General features: G+C 72.6%; 14 protein-coding genes and 1 pseudogene. 7 read left to right on the top strand and 8 right to left on the bottom strand.

All coding sequences use genetic code 11. The annotated features are described in order from the left end of the window. Positions 1-206 precede the first annotated feature (206 nt). The 3 genes and pseudogenes from clpB to EAD96_RS22765 form a co-directional block, all read right to left on the bottom strand. A complete protein-coding gene (clpB, locus tag EAD96_RS22755) occupies positions 207-2,798 on the bottom strand; it encodes an ATP-dependent chaperone ClpB (protein WP_121685713.1) in 2,592 nt (863 codons plus the stop codon). A gap of 159 nt (positions 2,799-2,957) precedes the next feature. Next, positions 2,958-3,213 (bottom strand): annotated as a pseudogene (locus EAD96_RS22760) (hypothetical protein). Beyond that, positions 3,210-3,515, bottom strand: coding sequence for a DivIVA domain-containing protein (locus EAD96_RS22765; protein ID WP_199733275.1), 306 nt, complete (start codon positions 3,513-3,515; stop codon positions 3,210-3,212). The pseudogene EAD96_RS22760 and the gene EAD96_RS22765 overlap by 4 nt, the downstream one beginning before the upstream one ends. Before the next feature lie 216 nt (positions 3,516-3,731). On the opposite strand from EAD96_RS22765, the gene EAD96_RS22770 reads away from it, so the two are divergent. The 4 genes from EAD96_RS22770 to EAD96_RS22785 all read left to right on the top strand — a co-directional run bounded on the left by EAD96_RS22770 (position 3,732) and on the right by EAD96_RS22785 (position 6,350). Next, on the top strand, positions 3,732-3,950 hold the full coding sequence (locus tag EAD96_RS22770; RefSeq protein WP_121685715.1) for a winged helix-turn-helix domain-containing protein: 219 nt from the start codon (positions 3,732-3,734) through the stop codon (positions 3,948-3,950). Between the two features lie 81 nt (positions 3,951-4,031). Then, positions 4,032-4,532, top strand: coding sequence for a cation:proton antiporter regulatory subunit (locus EAD96_RS22775; RefSeq protein WP_091416018.1), 501 nt, complete (start codon positions 4,032-4,034; stop codon positions 4,530-4,532). Between the two features lie 5 nt (positions 4,533-4,537). Continuing rightward, entirely contained in the window at positions 4,538-5,755 is a 1,218-nt protein-coding gene (locus tag EAD96_RS22780) for a cation:proton antiporter (protein WP_120572380.1), read from the top strand. Between the two features lie 166 nt (positions 5,756-5,921). After that, positions 5,922-6,350: a hypothetical protein gene (locus EAD96_RS22785; RefSeq protein WP_013473407.1), complete on the top strand. Its 429-nt coding sequence runs from the start codon at positions 5,922-5,924 to the stop codon at positions 6,348-6,350. Positions 6,351-6,427: 77 nt separating this feature from the next. On the opposite strand, the gene EAD96_RS22790 is transcribed toward EAD96_RS22785, so the two are convergent. From EAD96_RS22790 to dnaK, 5 genes are all read right to left on the bottom strand, one after another. Further along, positions 6,428-6,634: a hypothetical protein gene (locus tag EAD96_RS22790; RefSeq protein WP_013283368.1), complete on the bottom strand. Its 207-nt coding sequence runs from the start codon at positions 6,632-6,634 to the stop codon at positions 6,428-6,430. Positions 6,635-6,810: 176 nt separating this feature from the next. Next, on the bottom strand, positions 6,811-7,251 hold the full coding sequence (locus EAD96_RS22795; protein ID WP_091413778.1) for a heat shock protein transcriptional repressor HspR: 441 nt from the start codon (positions 7,249-7,251) through the stop codon (positions 6,811-6,813). A gap of 24 nt (positions 7,252-7,275) precedes the next feature. Then, positions 7,276-8,463, bottom strand: a complete 1,188-nt coding sequence (gene dnaJ, locus EAD96_RS22800; protein WP_121685716.1) for a molecular chaperone DnaJ — start codon at positions 8,461-8,463, stop codon at positions 7,276-7,278. A 79-nt stretch (positions 8,464-8,542) separates the two neighbouring features. Then, positions 8,543-9,280 (bottom strand): nucleotide exchange factor GrpE, encoded by a 738-nt coding sequence (grpE, locus tag EAD96_RS22805; protein ID WP_120572383.1) that lies wholly within the window; start codon positions 9,278-9,280, stop codon positions 8,543-8,545. Between the two features lie 48 nt (positions 9,281-9,328). Beyond that, positions 9,329-11,191 carry a molecular chaperone DnaK gene (dnaK, locus tag EAD96_RS22810; RefSeq protein WP_121685717.1) on the bottom strand — a complete coding sequence of 621 codons (1,863 nt, stop codon included), beginning with the start codon at positions 11,189-11,191 and terminating at the stop codon, positions 9,329-9,331. 210 nt (positions 11,192-11,401) lie between these two features. Here dnaK and EAD96_RS22815 point away from each other — a divergent pair, with 210 nt between their 5' ends. The 3 genes from EAD96_RS22815 to EAD96_RS22825 all read left to right on the top strand — a co-directional run bounded on the left by EAD96_RS22815 (position 11,402) and on the right by EAD96_RS22825 (position 16,413). Continuing rightward, positions 11,402-13,219 carry an ABC transporter gene (locus tag EAD96_RS22815; protein ID WP_120572384.1) on the top strand — a complete coding sequence of 606 codons (1,818 nt, stop codon included), beginning with the start codon at positions 11,402-11,404 and terminating at the stop codon, positions 13,217-13,219. A 256-nt stretch (positions 13,220-13,475) separates the two neighbouring features. Then, on the top strand, positions 13,476-15,134 hold the full coding sequence (locus tag EAD96_RS22820; protein WP_120572385.1) for a GTPase: 1,659 nt from the start codon (positions 13,476-13,478) through the stop codon (positions 15,132-15,134). 52 nt (positions 15,135-15,186) lie between these two features. Next, positions 15,187-16,413, top strand: a complete 1,227-nt coding sequence (locus tag EAD96_RS22825; protein WP_120572386.1) for a hypothetical protein — start codon at positions 15,187-15,189, stop codon at positions 16,411-16,413. The last annotated feature ends 174 nt before the right edge of the window (positions 16,414-16,587 follow it).

The following is a 16,587-nucleotide window of genomic DNA, read 5'->3' on the forward strand; positions in this document are numbered from 1 at the left end:
TCTCCCCTCGGTTCTCCCCTCGCTCTCCCCTCGCTCTCCCCGTTGATCAAGGAGTTTGTGTCCCCGCCGGCGCCTCCACAGGACACAAACTCCTTGATCAACGCAGGTGGAGGTTGAGGCGACCCCGGCGGGTGGGGCAGCAGGCGGAGTGCGGTGGGACGGCGAAGGCCCGGCCGGAGGCCGGGCCTTCGCAAGGATGGTGCGGGTCAGGCGGCGGTCACCGCCAGGGACTCCTTGGAGTCGGACAGGTCGACGCGGACCGTGTCGCCGTCGCGAATCTCACCGGCCAGCAGCGCCTTGGCGAGCTGGTCACCGATCGCCGACTGCACCAGCCGGCGCAGCGGGCGGGCGCCGTAGATCGGGTCGTACCCGTGCTCGGCCAGCCAGGTGCGTGCGGAGTCGCTGACCTCCAGTGCCAACCGGCGGTCCGCAAGACGGGTTCGCATCCGGTCGAGCTGGATGTCCACGATCGAGCGCAGGTCCTCGCCCTGGAGCGCGGCGAACACCACGATGTCGTCGAGCCGGTTGAGGAACTCCGGCTTGAAGTGCGACCGGACCACCGCGAGCACACCCTCCCGGCGCTCGTTCTCGGTGAGCGTCAGGTCGCTGATCACCGACGAACCCAGGTTCGAGGTGAGGATCAGGATCGCGTTGCGGAAGTCCACGGTGCGGCCCTGACCGTCGGTGAGCCGGCCGTCGTCGAGCACCTGGAGCAGCACGTCGAAGACGTCCGGGTGGGCCTTCTCCACCTCGTCCAGCAGGATCACCGAGTACGGTCGGCGGCGTACCGCCTCGGTGAGCTGGCCGCCCTCCTCGTAGCCGACGTACCCGGGCGGGGCGCCGACCAGGCGGGCCACGGAGTGCTTCTCGCCGTACTCGCTCATGTCGATGCGGACCATGGCCCGCTCGTCGTCGAAGAGGAACTCGGCGAGCGCCTTGGCCAGCTCGGTCTTGCCGACGCCGGTCGGGCCGAGGAACAGGAAGCTGCCGGTCGGGCGGTCCGGGTCGGCGACGCCGGCCCGGGCGCGGCGGACCGCGTCGGACACCGCGCCGACCGCTTCGGCCTGACCGACGACGCGGGCGCGCAGCGACTCCTCCATCCGGAGCAGCTTCGCCGTCTCGCCTTCGAGCAGCCGCCCGGCGGGGATGCCGGTCCAGGAGGCGACCACGGCGGCGATGTCGTCCGCGCCGACCTCCTCCTTGAGCATCGCGCCGTCCGCCTGGAGCCGGGCCAGCTCCTCCTCGGCCTGCTTCAGCTCGGTCCGCAGCGCGGGGATCCGGCCGTACCGCAGCTCGGCGGCACGTTCCAGCTCGCCGTCGCGCTCGGCCCGCTCGGCCTCGCCGCCGAGGCGCTCCAGCTCCTCCTTGGCGGTGGAGAGCTTGGTGATGTGGCTCTTCTCGGTCTGCCAGCGCTCGGAGAGCGCGGTGAGCTGCTCGCGCTTGTCGGCCAGCTCCTTGCGCAGCCGCTCCAGACGCTCGGCGGACGCGGCGTCCGGCTCCTTGGCCAGCGCCATCTCCTCGATCTCCAGCCGGCGTACCGCCCGCTCGATCTCGTCCACCTCGACCGGGCGCGAGTCGATCTCCATCCGCAGCCGGGACGCGGACTCGTCGACCAGGTCGATCGCCTTGTCCGGCAGGAACCGGTCGGTGATGTAGCGGTCGGAGAGCGCGGCGGCGGCGACCAGCGCGGCGTCGGTGATCCGTACGCCGTGGTGCACCTCGTAGCGCTCCTTGAGCCCGCGCAGGATGCCGATGGTGTCCTCGATGGTCGGCTCGCCGACCAGCACCGGCTGGAAGCGGCGCTCCAGGGCCGGGTCCTTCTCGATGTGCTCGCGGTACTCGTCGAGCGTGGTCGCGCCGACCATCCGCAGCTCGCCGCGCGCCAGCATCGGCTTGAGCATGTTGCCGGCGTCCATCGAGCCCTCGCCCTTGCCGGCGCCGACCACGGTGTGCAGCTCGTCGAGGAACGTGATGACCTGGCCGTCGGAGTTCTTGATCTCCTCCAGCACGGACTTCAGCCGCTCCTCGAACTGACCGCGGTACGACGCGCCGGCCACCATCGCACCGAGGTCGAGCGAGACCAGCTTCTTGTCCCGCAGCGACTCCGGCACGTCGCCGGCCACGATCCGCTGGGCCAGGCCCTCCACGATCGCGGTCTTGCCGACGCCCGGCTCGCCGATCAGGACCGGGTTGTTCTTCGTACGCCGGGACAGCACCTGGATCACCCGGCGGATCTCCGAGTCCCGCCCGATCACCGGGTCGATCTTGCCGTCGCGGGCGCTGGCGGTGAGGTCGACGCCGTACTTGGACAGGGCCTGGTAGGTCTGCTCCGGGTCGGCGGTGGTGACCCGGCGGTCCCCGCCGCGGACGGTCGGGAACGCGGCGACGAGGTTCTCCTCGGTGGCGCCGGAGTTCTTCAGCGCGACCGAGACCGCGCCGCCGACCCGGGCCAGCCCGGCCAGCAGGTGCTCGGTGGAGGTGTACTCGTCGCCCAGCGGCCGGGCGATCTGCTCGGCGGCGCCGATGGCGTTGACGAACTCGCGCGCCAGCGTCGGCTCGGCGATGCTCGACCCGCGCGCGGCGGGCAGCGCGTCGACGGAGCGCTGGGCGACGCGGCGCAGCTCGGCGGGGTCGGCCCCGACGGCGCGCAGCAGGCCCGCGGCGGTCGAACCCTCGGTGTCCAGCAGTGACAGCAGCAGGTGCCAGGGCTCCACGGTGGCGTGACCGCGCTGGTTCGCCAGCGCGACGGCACCGGTGATGGCCTCGCGGCTCTTGGTGGTGAGACGTTCCGTGTTCATGGGCTCCCCCGGATCGGCGTGTCCACTGGACATGACACAACCAGAGTTGAGTCTATTCCGCTCAACTCCACCCCTGTGACCTGAGTCACTGCCATCCGGCCCGGCCGGAGAGATCTTGGTAGCAAACGGCCCCTCCAAGGGCCCTTTCGTACCAAGATCTCAGCGACGCGGGAGACGCGCGAGGCAGGGAGTCTCGTGGTCGGCGCCGCAGCACGCAACGCCGGCCGCCGTCCAGCTTGCGGTCGCAGAACACCCAATGGCGTACGGCCTGGTCGTCCTCCGCCGAGACGGTGATCCCGCCCAGCTCCACCACCGCGAGGAAGGCCAACGACCGGCCGGCCGTGCGACCGAGCATCTTCGCCCGGGCCAGATCCGCCGCGCGCACCGGCAGATGGATCACGTACCGCCCGGTCACGGCCGCCCGGCCAGGTCACGCATCGACGGGGCCTGCCGGGACTGCCACTCGCGTAACGCAACCTTGATCCGGACCGTCTCATCCCGGCTTCGAGCGACTTCGGCGTACGCGGCGGCGAGGTCCCCGGCGACGCGGTCGAGGAACGCCGCGACCTCGGCGGGATCCAGCCCTCGACGGCACGTCGGGAAGCGGTGGCCCCGCACCTGCCAGGGCCGGAGCGGAAGGTACGACGCGGAGCGGTAGGCGCCGACCGGTGCGGAGTTGGGCGGGCCCGCGTCCCGCCGCTTCGGACGTATTCGCAGGAGATTGCGCACGACACTGTCCCTTCTCGCGAGGACGGGGGTCGGGACGAGCCACGGGGGATGCCCGCCCCGACCCGGGAAAGCTCCAGGTGCCATCCGGGAGCGTTCGTCAGCAACCTACAATCGGTACCAGTCGTAGGTCAACGACCGACCCACAATTGCTTGAGGTTGGAGGTGGTTGCATGGTCGAATGGGCGTGCCATCCGGGGAGTGTGTATGCCCAAGCAGCAGTACCAAGTGCTCGCAGACGAACTGAAGAGCAAGATCGATTCGGGAGAGTGGCCACCCGGCACCAAGCTGCCGAGCCGCGCCCAACTGTGCAAGGAATACGGCGTCTCCGACACCGTCGTCGGCAAGGCGATGATGATCCTGCGCGCGACCGGCCTCACCGAGACGCTCGAAGGCGTCGGCGTGTTCGTAGCCGAACGGGACTAGACGAGCCGCCCGAGCCGCATCGACCAGTCTGTGGTTCGGCCCCGGAAACAGCACGTGCGCGCCCGGAGTAGCCTCACCCGCGTGCGAGTACGTGTCGAACAGACCGCCCTGCCCGGGATCGGCGTACGTCATGATCTGATGACGGAGTCCGGCCGCCGGCTCGGCGTGGTCTCCCACCGCAATGGCCGTCGCGACCTGGTCCTCTACGACCCGGACGATCCCGACTCCTGCCAACACGACATACCCCTGACCGACGACGAGGCGGAGGCGCTGGCCGACATCCTCGGCGCGTCGCTGATGCTGGGTCAGCTCTCCGGGCTGCGCGAGCAGGCCGCCGGGCTGCTGACCGAGCAGATCGCCATCCCGGCGGGGTCGAAGTACGTCGGCAAGCGGCTCGCGGACACCAAGGCACGCACCCGGACCAGCGCGTCCATCGTGGCCGTGCTGCGTCAGGGCGCCGTGAACGTCTCGCCCGATCCCACCTTCCGGTTCGAGGCCGGCGATGTGGTCGTCGTGGTCGGTACCCGTCAGGGGCTCGACGGCGTGACCGCGATCCTCGCCGAGACCGATCCGGACGGCTGACGCGTATGCACGAAACCACAATCCTGCTCATCGAGGTCGGTGCGCTGCTGCTCCTGCTCGGCCTGCTCGGCCGGCTGAGCCGCCGCTTCGGCGTGTCGCCCATCCCGCTGTACCTGCTCGCCGGCCTGGCGTTCGGGCACGGTGGTCTGCTGCCGCTCAACGCCAGCGAGGAGTTCTTCGCGGTCGGCGCGGAGATCGGCGTGATCCTGCTGCTGGTCATGCTCGGCCTGGAGTACAGCGCCAACGAGCTGGTGGGCAACCTCCGGTCCGCTGCGCCGGCCGGCCTGATCGACGCGGTGTTCAACGCGCTGCCCGGGTTCGCCTTCGCGCTCCTGCTCGGCTGGGGCTGGGTGGCGGCGGTGGTGCTCGCGGGCGTGACCTGGGTGTCGTCGTCCGGCGTGATCGCCAAGGTGCTCGGCGACCTGGGCCGGGTCGGTAACCGGGAGACCCCGGTGATCCTCTCCGTCCTGGTGATCGAGGACCTGGCGATGGCCCTCTATCTGCCGCTGGTCACCGCGCTGCTCGCCGGGGTCGGCCTGATGAAGGGCGGCATCGCGCTCGCCATCGCGGTGTTCACCGTCGTCGTGGTGCTGGCCGTGGCCATCCGGTACGGCCACCTGATCTCCGCCGCGCTCTCCGCCAAGGATCCGGAGGCGCTGCTGCTCGGGGTGCTCGGCCTGACCCTGCTGGTCGCCGGTGTCGCGGCCAAGCTCCAGGTGTCCGCGGCGGTCGGTGCGTTCCTGGTGGGCATCGCGCTGTCCGGGCCGGTGGCGCACCACGCGACCGAGCTACTCTCCCCGCTGCGTGACCTGTTCGCCGCGGTCTTCTTCGTGTTCTTCGGGCTGGTGACCAACCCGCTGGACATGCCGCCGGTACTGCTGCCCGCGCTGCTGCTGGCAGTGGTGACCATGGCGACGAAGGTGGCCACCGGCTACCTGGCCGCCCGCCGGGCCGGGATCGCCGAGCCCGGACGTTGGCGGGCCGGCCTGGCGCTGACCCCGCGCGGCGAGTTCTCCATCGTCATCGCCGGGCTGGCCGTCGCGGCCATCTACCCGGTGGAGCCGAAGCTCGCCGCGCTCGCCACCGCGTACGTGTTGATCACGGTGGTGACCGGGCCGCTGCTCGCCCGGCTGCCCGACACCCCGTGGTTCAAGCAGTGGCTGCGCAGCCGCGCCGCCGCCGCACGGCCGCCCGCGCCGCTACCCCTGGCCGCCGGCGACTGACCCGGTGCCGGGCCGGATCAGCCGTGGGGCAGATCCGGCCCGGCGTTGTCAAATTGATCCCGGGAAGGTCTACCCCTGCTCCGTCCAACCGCGTTAACGTTTCGGCCCAGCAGCCAGGGTCCGCGGGTGGCCTGCGCCCCCGCCAGCGCAAGCGGAAGGTCGGCCGGTGAGCGTGCAGGAAGAGACGTTCCGCGGCTTCGCCAATCCGGTCGATCCCTCGCCCGCCGAGCTTCGGGCGTGGGCCTATCAACCGGATTCGGTGCCGCTGACCTCGATGCCGCCCGACTGGGACCTGCTGGTCGCCGGTGACCACCTGGTGCAGACGCTGTTCGATCTGGCGATGGACCAGGGCTGCCCGGCGCGGCGGTTCACGCTGCACTGCCTCTACATCTACGCCGCCGACGGCATCCGGACGAACTTCCGCGCCCACCCCAAGCGCCGGTTCCGCAAGCTGGTCGAGCAGGCCGAGAAGTCCGGCGACGACCTGATGCGCAACTGGGCGCACAACAGCCGGGTGCTGCTCGCCCGGCCGGATCTCTTCGTCTACCGGGACTGGTGCGAGGGCGGCCTGGTCCGCGAGAACCGCCGCCTCTGACGGCCGCCCTGAACAGCCTCGGCACGGCGAACGGGCCGGGATCCCCCGTGGATCCCGGCCCGCACGTCGGCGGATCGTCAGGTCGACCCGCCCTGCTTCTTGCGCCGCTCGTCGTCCCGCGCCCGGTCCACGCCGTGGTCCGTCTGGTCGGCGAAGCGCCCTTCCTTGACCTTGTCGCTGAAGCGTCCCTCGGTGACCCGGTCGAACCGCTCGCGGACGTTCTCGGCCACCTTCTCCAGCCGTTCCTCCGCGCGCTCGGCCACCTTCTTCGCCGGTTCCGTCATGACTCCCCCCGCCAGCCCGGAATCCGCTTTGGGGCTTTTGCCCCTGCGGAAAAGCGTAGTTGACCCCACCCTGCCGTACGCCGCTTTCCCCTGACCCGGCCCGCGAACCGCCCGGGGGACGACGAAGGCCGGCGCGGCCCCGGGGGAGCGGGGCGCGCCGGCCTTCAGGTACGAGGTCAGCGGTCGGGAGCGCGGCGCGGACGCCAGACGACGAGCGCGGTGGACGTGCGGTTGGTGGGCACGAGGTCGCCACGGGGGAAGCCGCCGAGCGACTCCAGCTCGGCGATCCGCCGGTACGCGGCGTCGAGTTCCGCCTCCAGCCGGGCCACCCGCTGCTGCGCCTCTTCGAGCAGCCGCTCCAGCGCGATGATCCGCTTGACCCCGGCCAGGTTGATCCCGTCGTCCTGGCTGAGCCGCTGCACCTCGCGGAGCAGCACCACGTCCCGGACGCTGTACCGGCGACCGCCACCGGACGCCCGGCCGGCCTGCACCAGGCCCAGCCGGTCGTACTGGCGCAGCGTCTGGGGGTGCATCCCCGCCATCCGCGCGGCCACCGAGATCATCAAGACCTTGGCCTCGTAGGCCGGGTCACCCGAGCCGACGTACTCCTCCGACATGCCCGCTCACCTCCGCTGCCGACCTCAACTGAATCGACGTACCCGCGCGTCGAGATGTTCCCGCGCGGCGGGCGGAGTCTGCGCCGCGAAGGTCTCCAGCGCCGCCCGCGCCTCGTCCGACACCTTCGCCGGGACCACCACGTCGAGCGTGACCAGCAGGTCACCGGCGCGGCCGTCCTTGCGTACGACGCCCTTGCCGCGGGCGCGCAGCACCCGCCCGCTGGGCGTACCCGGTGGCACCCGCAGGGTCACCGTCCCGTCCAGGGTCGGTACGCGCAGGTCCGTGCCGAGAACCGCCTCGGCGTACGTGATCGGGACGGTCAGGGTCAGGTCGTCCCCGGTACGCCCGAACAGCTCGTCCGGGCGGACCTTCACCTGTACGAACAGGTCACCCGCCGCACCGCCCCGCTCGCCGGGCTCACCCCGGCCGGCCAGGCGGATCCGCTGCCCGTCGGCCACACCGGCCGGGAAGCGCACGTTCAGCGTGCGGGTCTTGGTGACCCCGCCGGTGCCGTGGCACTCCGGGCACTTCTCCTCGACGATCGTGCCGACGCCCTGGCAGTTGCGGCACGGCTCGGAGAAGCTGAACGACCCCTGGTTGCGAGTGGTCACCCCGGCGCCGTGGCAGACCGGGCAGGCCACCGGCTGGGTGCCGGGCTTCGCGCCGTTGCCGTGGCAGGTGTCGCAGACCCCGGGAGCGCGCAGCGTCAGCGGCAGCGTGACGCCGCGTACCGCGTCTTCGAAGTCGAGCGCCACCTCGGTCTCGACGTCCCGGCCGCGGGCCGGGCCGCGCGGACGCGCCGGGCCACCGCCGCCTCCGCCGCCGGAGAAGATCGAGCTGAACAGGTCGGTGAAGCCGCCGCCGCTGAACCGGTTGTCGCCGGCGCCGGCGCCGCCGCCGAACAGGTCGGAGACGTCGAACGGCATGCCGCCCGGCTGGCCCGCGCCGCGGGCGCTGCGCCGGAAGGCGCCGGAGCCGAACAGCGAGCGCATCTCGTCGTACTCGCGGCGCTTCTTCTCGTCACCGAGCACCGCGTACGCCTCGGAGACGGTCTTGAACCGCTCCTCCGCGCCGGTGTCGCCGGGGTTGTGGTCCGGGTGCGACTCCCGGGCCAACTTGCGGTACGCCTTCTTGATCTCGTCCGAGGAGGCGGACTTGTCCACGCCCAACGCGGCGTAGTAGTCCTTCTCGATCCAGTCCTTGGAACTCACCGGTCCACCCCCTTCCACGGGTCGAATCCCGGTCGTCCCGCCCGCCCGGTGCGGGCGGGCGGGACGTCACGGGTCGGCACTACTCCGGGTCCGCGACCGCGACCATGGCGGGCCGCAGCAGCCGCTCGCCGAGCTGGTAGCCGCGCCGCATGACCTGCACGCAGGTCGGCTCCGTCACGTCGGCGGAGGTCTGGTGCGCCACCGCCTCGTGCCGGGTCGGGTCGAACGGGTCACCCTTCTCGCCGAACGCGGTCAGGCCGAACTTCGTGAGCGCGCCGGTGAGCTGCTCGGCCACGCTGCCGAACGGGCCCACCAGGTCGCCGTGCTCGCGGGCCCGGTCCAGGTCGTCGAGGATCGGCAGCAGCGCGGTGAGCACAGCCCCGGTGGCCTGCTCCTGGACCAGGTTGCGGTCCCGGTCGACCCGCTTGCGGTAGTTGGCGTACTCCGCGGTCACCCGCTGGAGGTCGCGGGTGCGCTCCTCCAGGTCGGTGCGGAGCGACTCCAGCTCGGCACCGAGCGGCGCGTCCGTGCCGGTCCCGCCCTTCGGCTCGGCGGGCGAGTCGACCACGGTCGGACCGCCGACCTCGGCCTCGCCGCCGATCTCGTCGACCACGACCTCGGCCTCCTCGACCAGCCCTTCGGCGGGCGCGTCGGCGGCCGCGTCGGCCGCCGAGGCGTCGTTCGCCGGCTGCTCGGTCACCTTGCCGAGCTTGCGCTTGTCGCGGATGACGACCCGGGGTTCGTCGCCGGTGTCCTTGCCGGCGCCCGGCGCCGACCCGGTGGCACCCGGGTCGGCCGCTCGTGGCTTGTCCGTCATGCGGTTACCTCATCCCTCTGCCGTGCGAATCGTGTCCGGGACCGGAAGTCACTTCTTGTCCTCGTCCACGATCTCCGCGTCGACCACGTCGTCGTCGCCACCGGCCTTCGGGCCACCGGCCGCACCCGCGCCGGCACCCGGCCCGGCCGCGCCCGGGGCGGTCTGCTCGCCCTCCTGCTGCTGGGCGTAGAGCAGCGAGCCCGCCTGCTGGGAGACCTGCGCCAGCTTCTCGTGGGCGGACTTGATCTTCTCGATGTCCTGCCCGCCGAGGGCGCTGCGCAGGTCGCCGAGCGCCTCGTTGAGCTGGTCACGGTTCTCGCTGGGCAGCTTGTCGCCGCTCTCGGCGAGGAACTTCTCGGTCTGCCACTGGAGCGCCTCGGCCACGTTGCGGGTCTCGGCCTCCTCACGGCGACGCTTGTCCTCGTCGGCGTGCTCCTCGGCGTCCCGGCGCATCCGCTCGATGTCGTCCTTCGGCAGCGAGGAGCCGCCGGTGATCGTCATCTTCTGCTCCTTGCCGGTGCCCAGGTCCTTGGCGTGCACGTTCACGATGCCGTTGGCGTCGATGTCGAACGTGACCTCGATCTGGGGCACGCCGCGCGGGGCCGGCGGGAGACCGGTCAGCTCGAAGGTGCCGAGCTTCTTGTTGTAGGCGGCGATGTCCCGCTCGCCCTGGAACACCTGGATCAGCACCGACGGCTGGTTGTCGTCGGCGGTGGTGAACACCTCGGAGCGCTTGGTCGGGATGGTGGTGTTGCGCTCGATGAGCTTGGTGAAGATGCCGCCCTTGGTCTCGATGCCCAGGCTCAGCGGGGTCACGTCGAGCAGCAGGACGTCCTTGACCTCGCCCTTGAGCACACCGGCCTGGAGGGCGGCGCCGACGGCGACGACCTCGTCCGGGTTGACGCCCTTGTTCGGGTCGCGGCCGGTGAGCTGCTTGACCAGGTCGGTCACGGCCGGCATACGGGTCGAGCCGCCGACCAGGATGACGTGGTCGACGTCCGAGATCTTGATGCCGGCGTCCTTGACGGCCTGCTCGAACGGGCCCTTGCAGCGGTCCAGCAGGTCCTGCGTCATGCGCTGGAACTCGGCGCGGCTGAGCGTCACGTCCAGGTGCAGCGGGCCGGCCGAACCGGCGGTGATGTACGGCAGGTTGATGTTGCTGGTGGTGGCGGCGGACAGCTCGATCTTGGCCTTCTCGGCCGCCTCCTTGAGCCGCTGCATCGCCATCTTGTCCTGCGAGAGGTCGATGCCGTGCTCGCCACGGAACGTCTTCACCAGGTGGTCGATGATGCGCTGGTCCCAGTCGTCACCACCGAGCTGGTTGTCACCGCTGGTGGACTTGACCTCCACCACGCCCTCGGCCAGCTCCAGCAGCGACACGTCGAAGGTGCCGCCACCGAGGTCGAAGACCAGGACGGTCTGCTCCTTGGAGCCCTTGTCCAGGCCGTACGCCAGGGCCGCCGCGGTCGGCTCGTTCACGATCCGCAGCACGTTGAAGCCGGCGATCTCACCGGCCTCCTTGGTGGCCTGGCGCTGCCCGTCGTTGAAGTAGGCCGGGACGGTGATCACCGCGTCGGTGATCTGCTCGCCCAGGTACGCCTCGGCGTCCCGCTTGAGCTTCATCAGCGTGCGCGCCGAGATCTCCTGCGGGGTGTACTTCTTGCCGTCGATGTCGACGGTCCAGTTGGTGCCGATCTCACGCTTGACCGACCGGATGGTCCGGTCGGGGTTGGTCACCGCCTGGCGCTTGGCGACCTCACCGACGAGCACCTCGCCGTTGCGGGCGAACGCGACGATCGAGGGAGTCGTACGCGAGCCCTCGGCGTTGGCGATGACGGTGGGCTCACCGCCCTCGAGAACGCTGACGCAGGAGTTCGTCGTGCCGAGGTCGATGCCGACCGCACGTGCCATGTTCGCTTCCTCGCTTCGTAACGGGTGAGCAGGTCAGACGGCCTGCCCGGCGGGTCGCCCGAAAGCGACCGCACCACAAGTTGAGTGAACTTGACTCAATAGTGCCACGCGATCGCCAATCCGCAAGTCGAGGTTGAGCCGACCCGGCGCAACCCGACCGTTACTACTGTCTGGTTGTCTTACCTTGCGTCGGTCGGGCACGCTTTAGCGGTGACGACGCATGGCGATTCCGCCACCCGTGCCGGCGCGCCCGCCGTCGCAGCCCGCACCGGAGCCACCACGGGCGACGACCAGCCTGCTCACGCCGCCGACGGCCTGCCCGCCGCGCTCACCGGCCTGCGCGCGGCGATCAGTGCGGCCCGCTTCCCGCTGACCCTGCCCTCGGCCGAGCCGGCCCGGCACGCCGCCGCGAGCCTCACCGACCAGCTCGACGACTACCTGCTGCCCCGGCTGGCCCGGCTCGACGCACCGCTCCTGGTGGTCGTCGGCGGCTCCACCGGCGCCGGCAAGTCGACGCTCGTCAACAGCCTGGTCAAGGCGCGGGTCAGCGCGGCGGGCGTGCTCCGCCCCACCACCCGCTCCCCGGTGCTGGTGTGCAGCCCGACCGACGCGGCCTGGTTCCGGCAGGGCGAGCTGCTGCCCGGCCTGACCCGGACCACCGAGCCCAGCGAGCAGCCGGGCACCCTGCACCTGGTCACCGCGCCGGCGCTGCCGCCCGGCCTGGCGTTCCTCGACGCGCCCGACATCGACTCGGTGGTCGACGCCAACCGGGCGCTCGCCGGTCAGCTGCTCGCCGCCGCCGACCTCTGGCTGTTCGTCACCACCGCCGCCCGGTACGCCGACGCCGTCCCCTGGGAGCTGCTCCGCAGCGCCCGCGCCCGGGGCACCGCAGTGGCGATGGTGCTGGACCGGGTACCCCCGGAGGCCGCCGACGAGATCGCCACCCACCTGTCCGAGATGCTCGCCGAGCAGGAGCTGGGCGCCTCGCCGCTGTTCGTGCTCCCGGAGACCTGGGTGGACGGGCAGGGGCTGCTGCCGGACCGGATCACCGCGCCGCTGAGCGACTGGTTCGCCCGGCTCGCCGCCGACGCCGACGCCCGCGCCACCGTGGTCCGGCAGACGCTCGACGGCGCGCTGGCCGCGCTGCACCCGGTGGTCGAGGCGCTGGCCGAGGCCGCCGACGAGCAGGTCACCGCCGCCGACGCGCTGGACGAGCGGGTCCAGGCCGCGTACCGGAGCGCGGAGCGGAGCGTCGACCAGGGGCTCAAGGACGGCCGGCTGCTGCGCGGCGAGGTACTGGCCCGGTGGCAGGAGTTCATCGGCACCGGCGACTTCTTCCGTGGGCTGGAGGCCCGCATCGGGCGGCTGCGCGACCGGGTGGTCGCGGCGGTCACCGGGCGGCCCGCTCCCGCCTCGGAACTGCGTACCGCGATCGAGTCCCAGCTCGTCACGCTGCTGCGCGGGGTGGCCGCCGAGGCGGCGGAGAACGCGTACACCGGCTGGAAGGCGCACCCGGCGGGCGCGGCGCTGCTGGAGCCGGACCTGGCCCACCCCTCGGCCGACCTGCCGCAGCGGGCCGAGCAGCTGGTCCGCGACTGGCAGCGCGGCGTGCTGGAGCTGGTCCGGGTCGAGGGCGGCGACCGGCGGTTCGTGGCCCGCACGGCCGCGTACGCGGTGAACGCCACCGGCCTCGCCGTCATGATCGGCGTGTTCGCCTCCACCGCGTTCATCCCCACCGGGCTGGAGGTCGCCGCAGGCACCGGCACGGCGGTGGCCGGGCAGACCGTGCTCCAGGCGATCTTCGGCGACCAGGCGGTCCGCAACCTGGCCCGCAAGGCCCGCGTCGACCTGCTCGACCGGGTCGGCAAGCTGCTGGCCGAGGAGGCCGCGCGCTACCTGAGCCGCACCGAGGCCGAGCGCCCGGCCGCCAACGCCGGTGCGGCGCTGCGCTGGGCCGCCGTAGAGGTCGAGCGGGCCCGGCACCGCAGCGGCCTGTTCCCGGGCCCCGGACAGGACGGTCGCCCGTGAGCGCGAGGAGTGAGCCGGGCTTGCGAGCCCCGCAGTCGCGAACAGAGACCGGCCCCGTGAGCGCGAGGAGTGAGCCGGGCTTGCGAGCCCCGCAGTCGCGAACAGAGACCGGCCCCGTGAGCGCGAGGAGTGAGCCGGTTTTGCGAGCCCCGCAGTCGCGAACAGAGACCGGCCCCGTGAGCGCGAGGAGTGAGCCGGGCTTGCGAGCCCCGCAGTCGCGAGCAAGGAAGGCACCGTGAGCAACATCGTGGGACGGATGCGCGAGGCGATGCGGGGTGAGCAACGGGTCGACCCGGACACCCTGATCGAACGGCTGACCGCGATCCAGCGGTTCCTCGCGGCGGTGGACGGCGACGTGCCCGACGCCCAGCTCGTCGCCGCGCACACGGTGGTCGAGCGCGCCGGTGATCGGCTCGCGCTCTCCGGCCGGCACACGGTGGTAGCGCTGGCCGGTGCGACCGGCAGCGGCAAGTCGAGCCTGTTCAACTCGCTGGCGCGGCTCGACCTCTCGCCGGTGGGCGTACGCCGGCCGACGACAGGCGTCGCGCACGCCTGCGTGTGGGGTCCGCTCGACGGTGCGGTCCGGCTGCTCGACTGGGTCGGGGTGCTGCCCCGGCACCGGTTCGTCCGGGAGAGCCCGCTGGACGCCGACGACGAGTCGAACCTGCACGGCCTCGTCCTGCTCGACCTGCCCGACTTCGACTCGGTGCAGCACGGCCACCGGCTGGAGGTCGACCGCCTGCTCGGACTGGTCGACCTCGTGGTGTGGGTGGTCGACCCGCAGAAGTACGCCGACCGCGTGATCCACACCAGCTATCTGCGCGAGTTCCACAGGCACAAGGACGTCACGGTCGTGGTGCTCAACCAGGCCGACCGGCTGCACCCGACCGAGCTGCCGAAGGTTCTCGACGACCTGCGCCGGCTGCTCGACGCCGACGGGCTGGGCGGGGTGCCGCTGCTGCCGACCGTCGCGGTGGACCCGAACGGGCTGGACGGGCTGCGGGCCGAGCTGGAGCGTACGGTCGCCGAACGGCAGGCCGCGCTGCGCCGGCTCTCCGGCGACGTGGACGCCGTGGTGGCCGATCTCGAACCGCTCGTGGGGCCGGAGCCGCCGCGCACCCGGCCCGGTGACGCGTCGGCACAGGAGCTGACCCGGGCCCTCGCCGGGGCGGCCGGGGTGCCGACGGTGGCGGCGGCGGTCGAGGGCGCGTACCGGCACCGGGCGGTCGGCAACACCGGCTGGCCGATGCTGCGGAGCTGGCGCAAGCTGCGGCCGGATCCGCTGCGCCGGTTGCACCTCTCCGGGCGGGACCCGGACGCGCCGGCGGAGAGCCTGGTCGCGGCGACCTCCGTACCCGATCCGACAGCCGCGCAGCGCTCGGCGCTGACGCTGGCGATCCGCGCGGTGGCCGACCGGTCCGGCGCCGGTCTGCCGGCGCCGTGGCCGGCCGCGGTGACCGCCGCGGCCCGGGCCCGGCAGGCCGACCTGCCGGGCGCGCTCGACCACGCGGTCGCCGCGACCGACCTGGGCATGGACCGGCGGCCCGCCTGGTGGCGGGTGGTGGGCGTGATCCAGTGGGTGGTCACCCTTGCCGCGCTGGCCGGCCTGGCCTGGCTGGTCCTGGGGTACGCGCTGCGCCTGCTCGGCCTGCCGGAGCTGGAACACCCGACGCTCGGCGTGGTGCCCTGGCCCACGGTCCTGCTGCTCGGTGGCCTGCTGGCCGGGCTGCTCGTCGCGGCGGTCACCCGGCCGGTGGTGGGGTGGGCCGCGCGGCGGGCCCGGCGGCGGGCCGAGGAGCGCCTGCTCACCTCGGTGGGCAGCGTCGGGGAGAAGTACGTGCTGGACCCGGTCTGGGCGGTGCTGGCGCGCTACGGCACGGCCCGGGAGGCGCTGCGCGAGGCGGGGCCGCGCTGAACCCGGCGTGCTGACCGGTGTGGGGGCGGCCGGTGCGGCGTAGGGTCGATGCATGGCCACGCCACAGACCCCCTACGACGCGGTGCTGCACGCCGCGCGCGACGTGACGAGGCTCGACTCGGCCCTGGACGCGGAGATGCTCGGCGCCGCGTTGCTGGGCAGCGTCTACGCCGTCGCGGAGCACGACCGGGAGCAGGCCGTCCGCGAGTTCGTCACCGGCTTCCTCGCCGCCACGTCCCGGCGCCGCAGCGCCGCCGCGACCACACTGCGGGCCGTCTTCGCCGCCCTGGTGCCCGACGCCGAGGGCGCCGCCCGGGTCCGGCCCGGCGCGTACGCCCCGTCGTGGGCCGGCCAGCTCGGCCGGGTGCGCGTCACCGGCGCCTGGGCCTACGGCGACGTGTACGGCGACCAGACCTCCTACCTCGCCACGTTCGCGTACGACGACGAGGAGGAGGGCGGCCCGGAGCACGCCCTGGTGGCCCTCGTCGACCACAACATCGGCATCACCAAGGACGTCTTCGTCGGCGGCCCGGCCGGACGGATCGTCGAGCAGGCCCGGGAGATCTGCACCGAGGACGAGTTCACCTGGTTCCGCACCGAGGACCCGGCCCGGATGCACGCCGAGGTGAGCCGCCACCTGGCGGTCACCGACGACCTCGCCGAGCTGCCCGCGCAGGGCTCGCTCGCCACCGACCGGGCGCTCGTGGGCGCCCGCCTCGCCGCACTGCCCGGGCCGACCCCGCCGGCCGGTCCGGCGGTCGTGCCGCCGCCCACCGACGAGGAGCGCACCCGCCTGGTCCGCGCCTTCCTCGACTCGCCCGAGGCGACCCGGTTCGGCCTGCCCGAGGTGGCCGACGGCGAGCTGGCCTCGCTGCACTTCTGCCTCGGCCTGCTGCTCGACCACGCGGCCAGCTTCCCGGACGCCGACCCGATGCGGTGGAGCCCGATGGTCGCCGAGCTGTTCCTGCTCGACTGGGTGCACCGCCGGGCCGTGCTGGACATGGACGACGCGGCGATGCTGCCCCGGGTGCTGCGCGCCTGGGCGGCGTACGCGGCCCGGCAGCGCGGGCTGTCGCAGTCGGCGGCCGCCCGGACGGACGAGGCGATCACCGAGATGGTCCCGGAGTTCGCGCGGCTCTACAGCACCGGCGAGCGGCGCAGCCCGGCCACCGCGGCGGTGGCCCAGCTCATGGCGGACGGGGTGGACCCGGACGACCCGGAGGCGCTGAACGCCTGGATCGAGGCGAACCGCCACCGCCTCACCGACGACCCGGCCTAGGCATTCGCGCCCGCATGATCGGCACCACCTCGGCGAGGTGGCGGCATCAGCCCGACCGGAACCACACCACCACGGCGAAGTGGTGTCGATCATGCGACCTGCCGATCCCCGGGCCACCTCACGCCCTCGTTGATCCACACCAGCTCGGCGAGGTGGCTGCATCGAGCCGGCCGG

Source organism: Micromonospora sp. BL1 (genome assembly GCF_003667485.1).
Classification (GTDB): Bacteria; Actinomycetota; Actinomycetes; order Mycobacteriales; family Micromonosporaceae; genus Micromonospora; species Micromonospora tulbaghiae.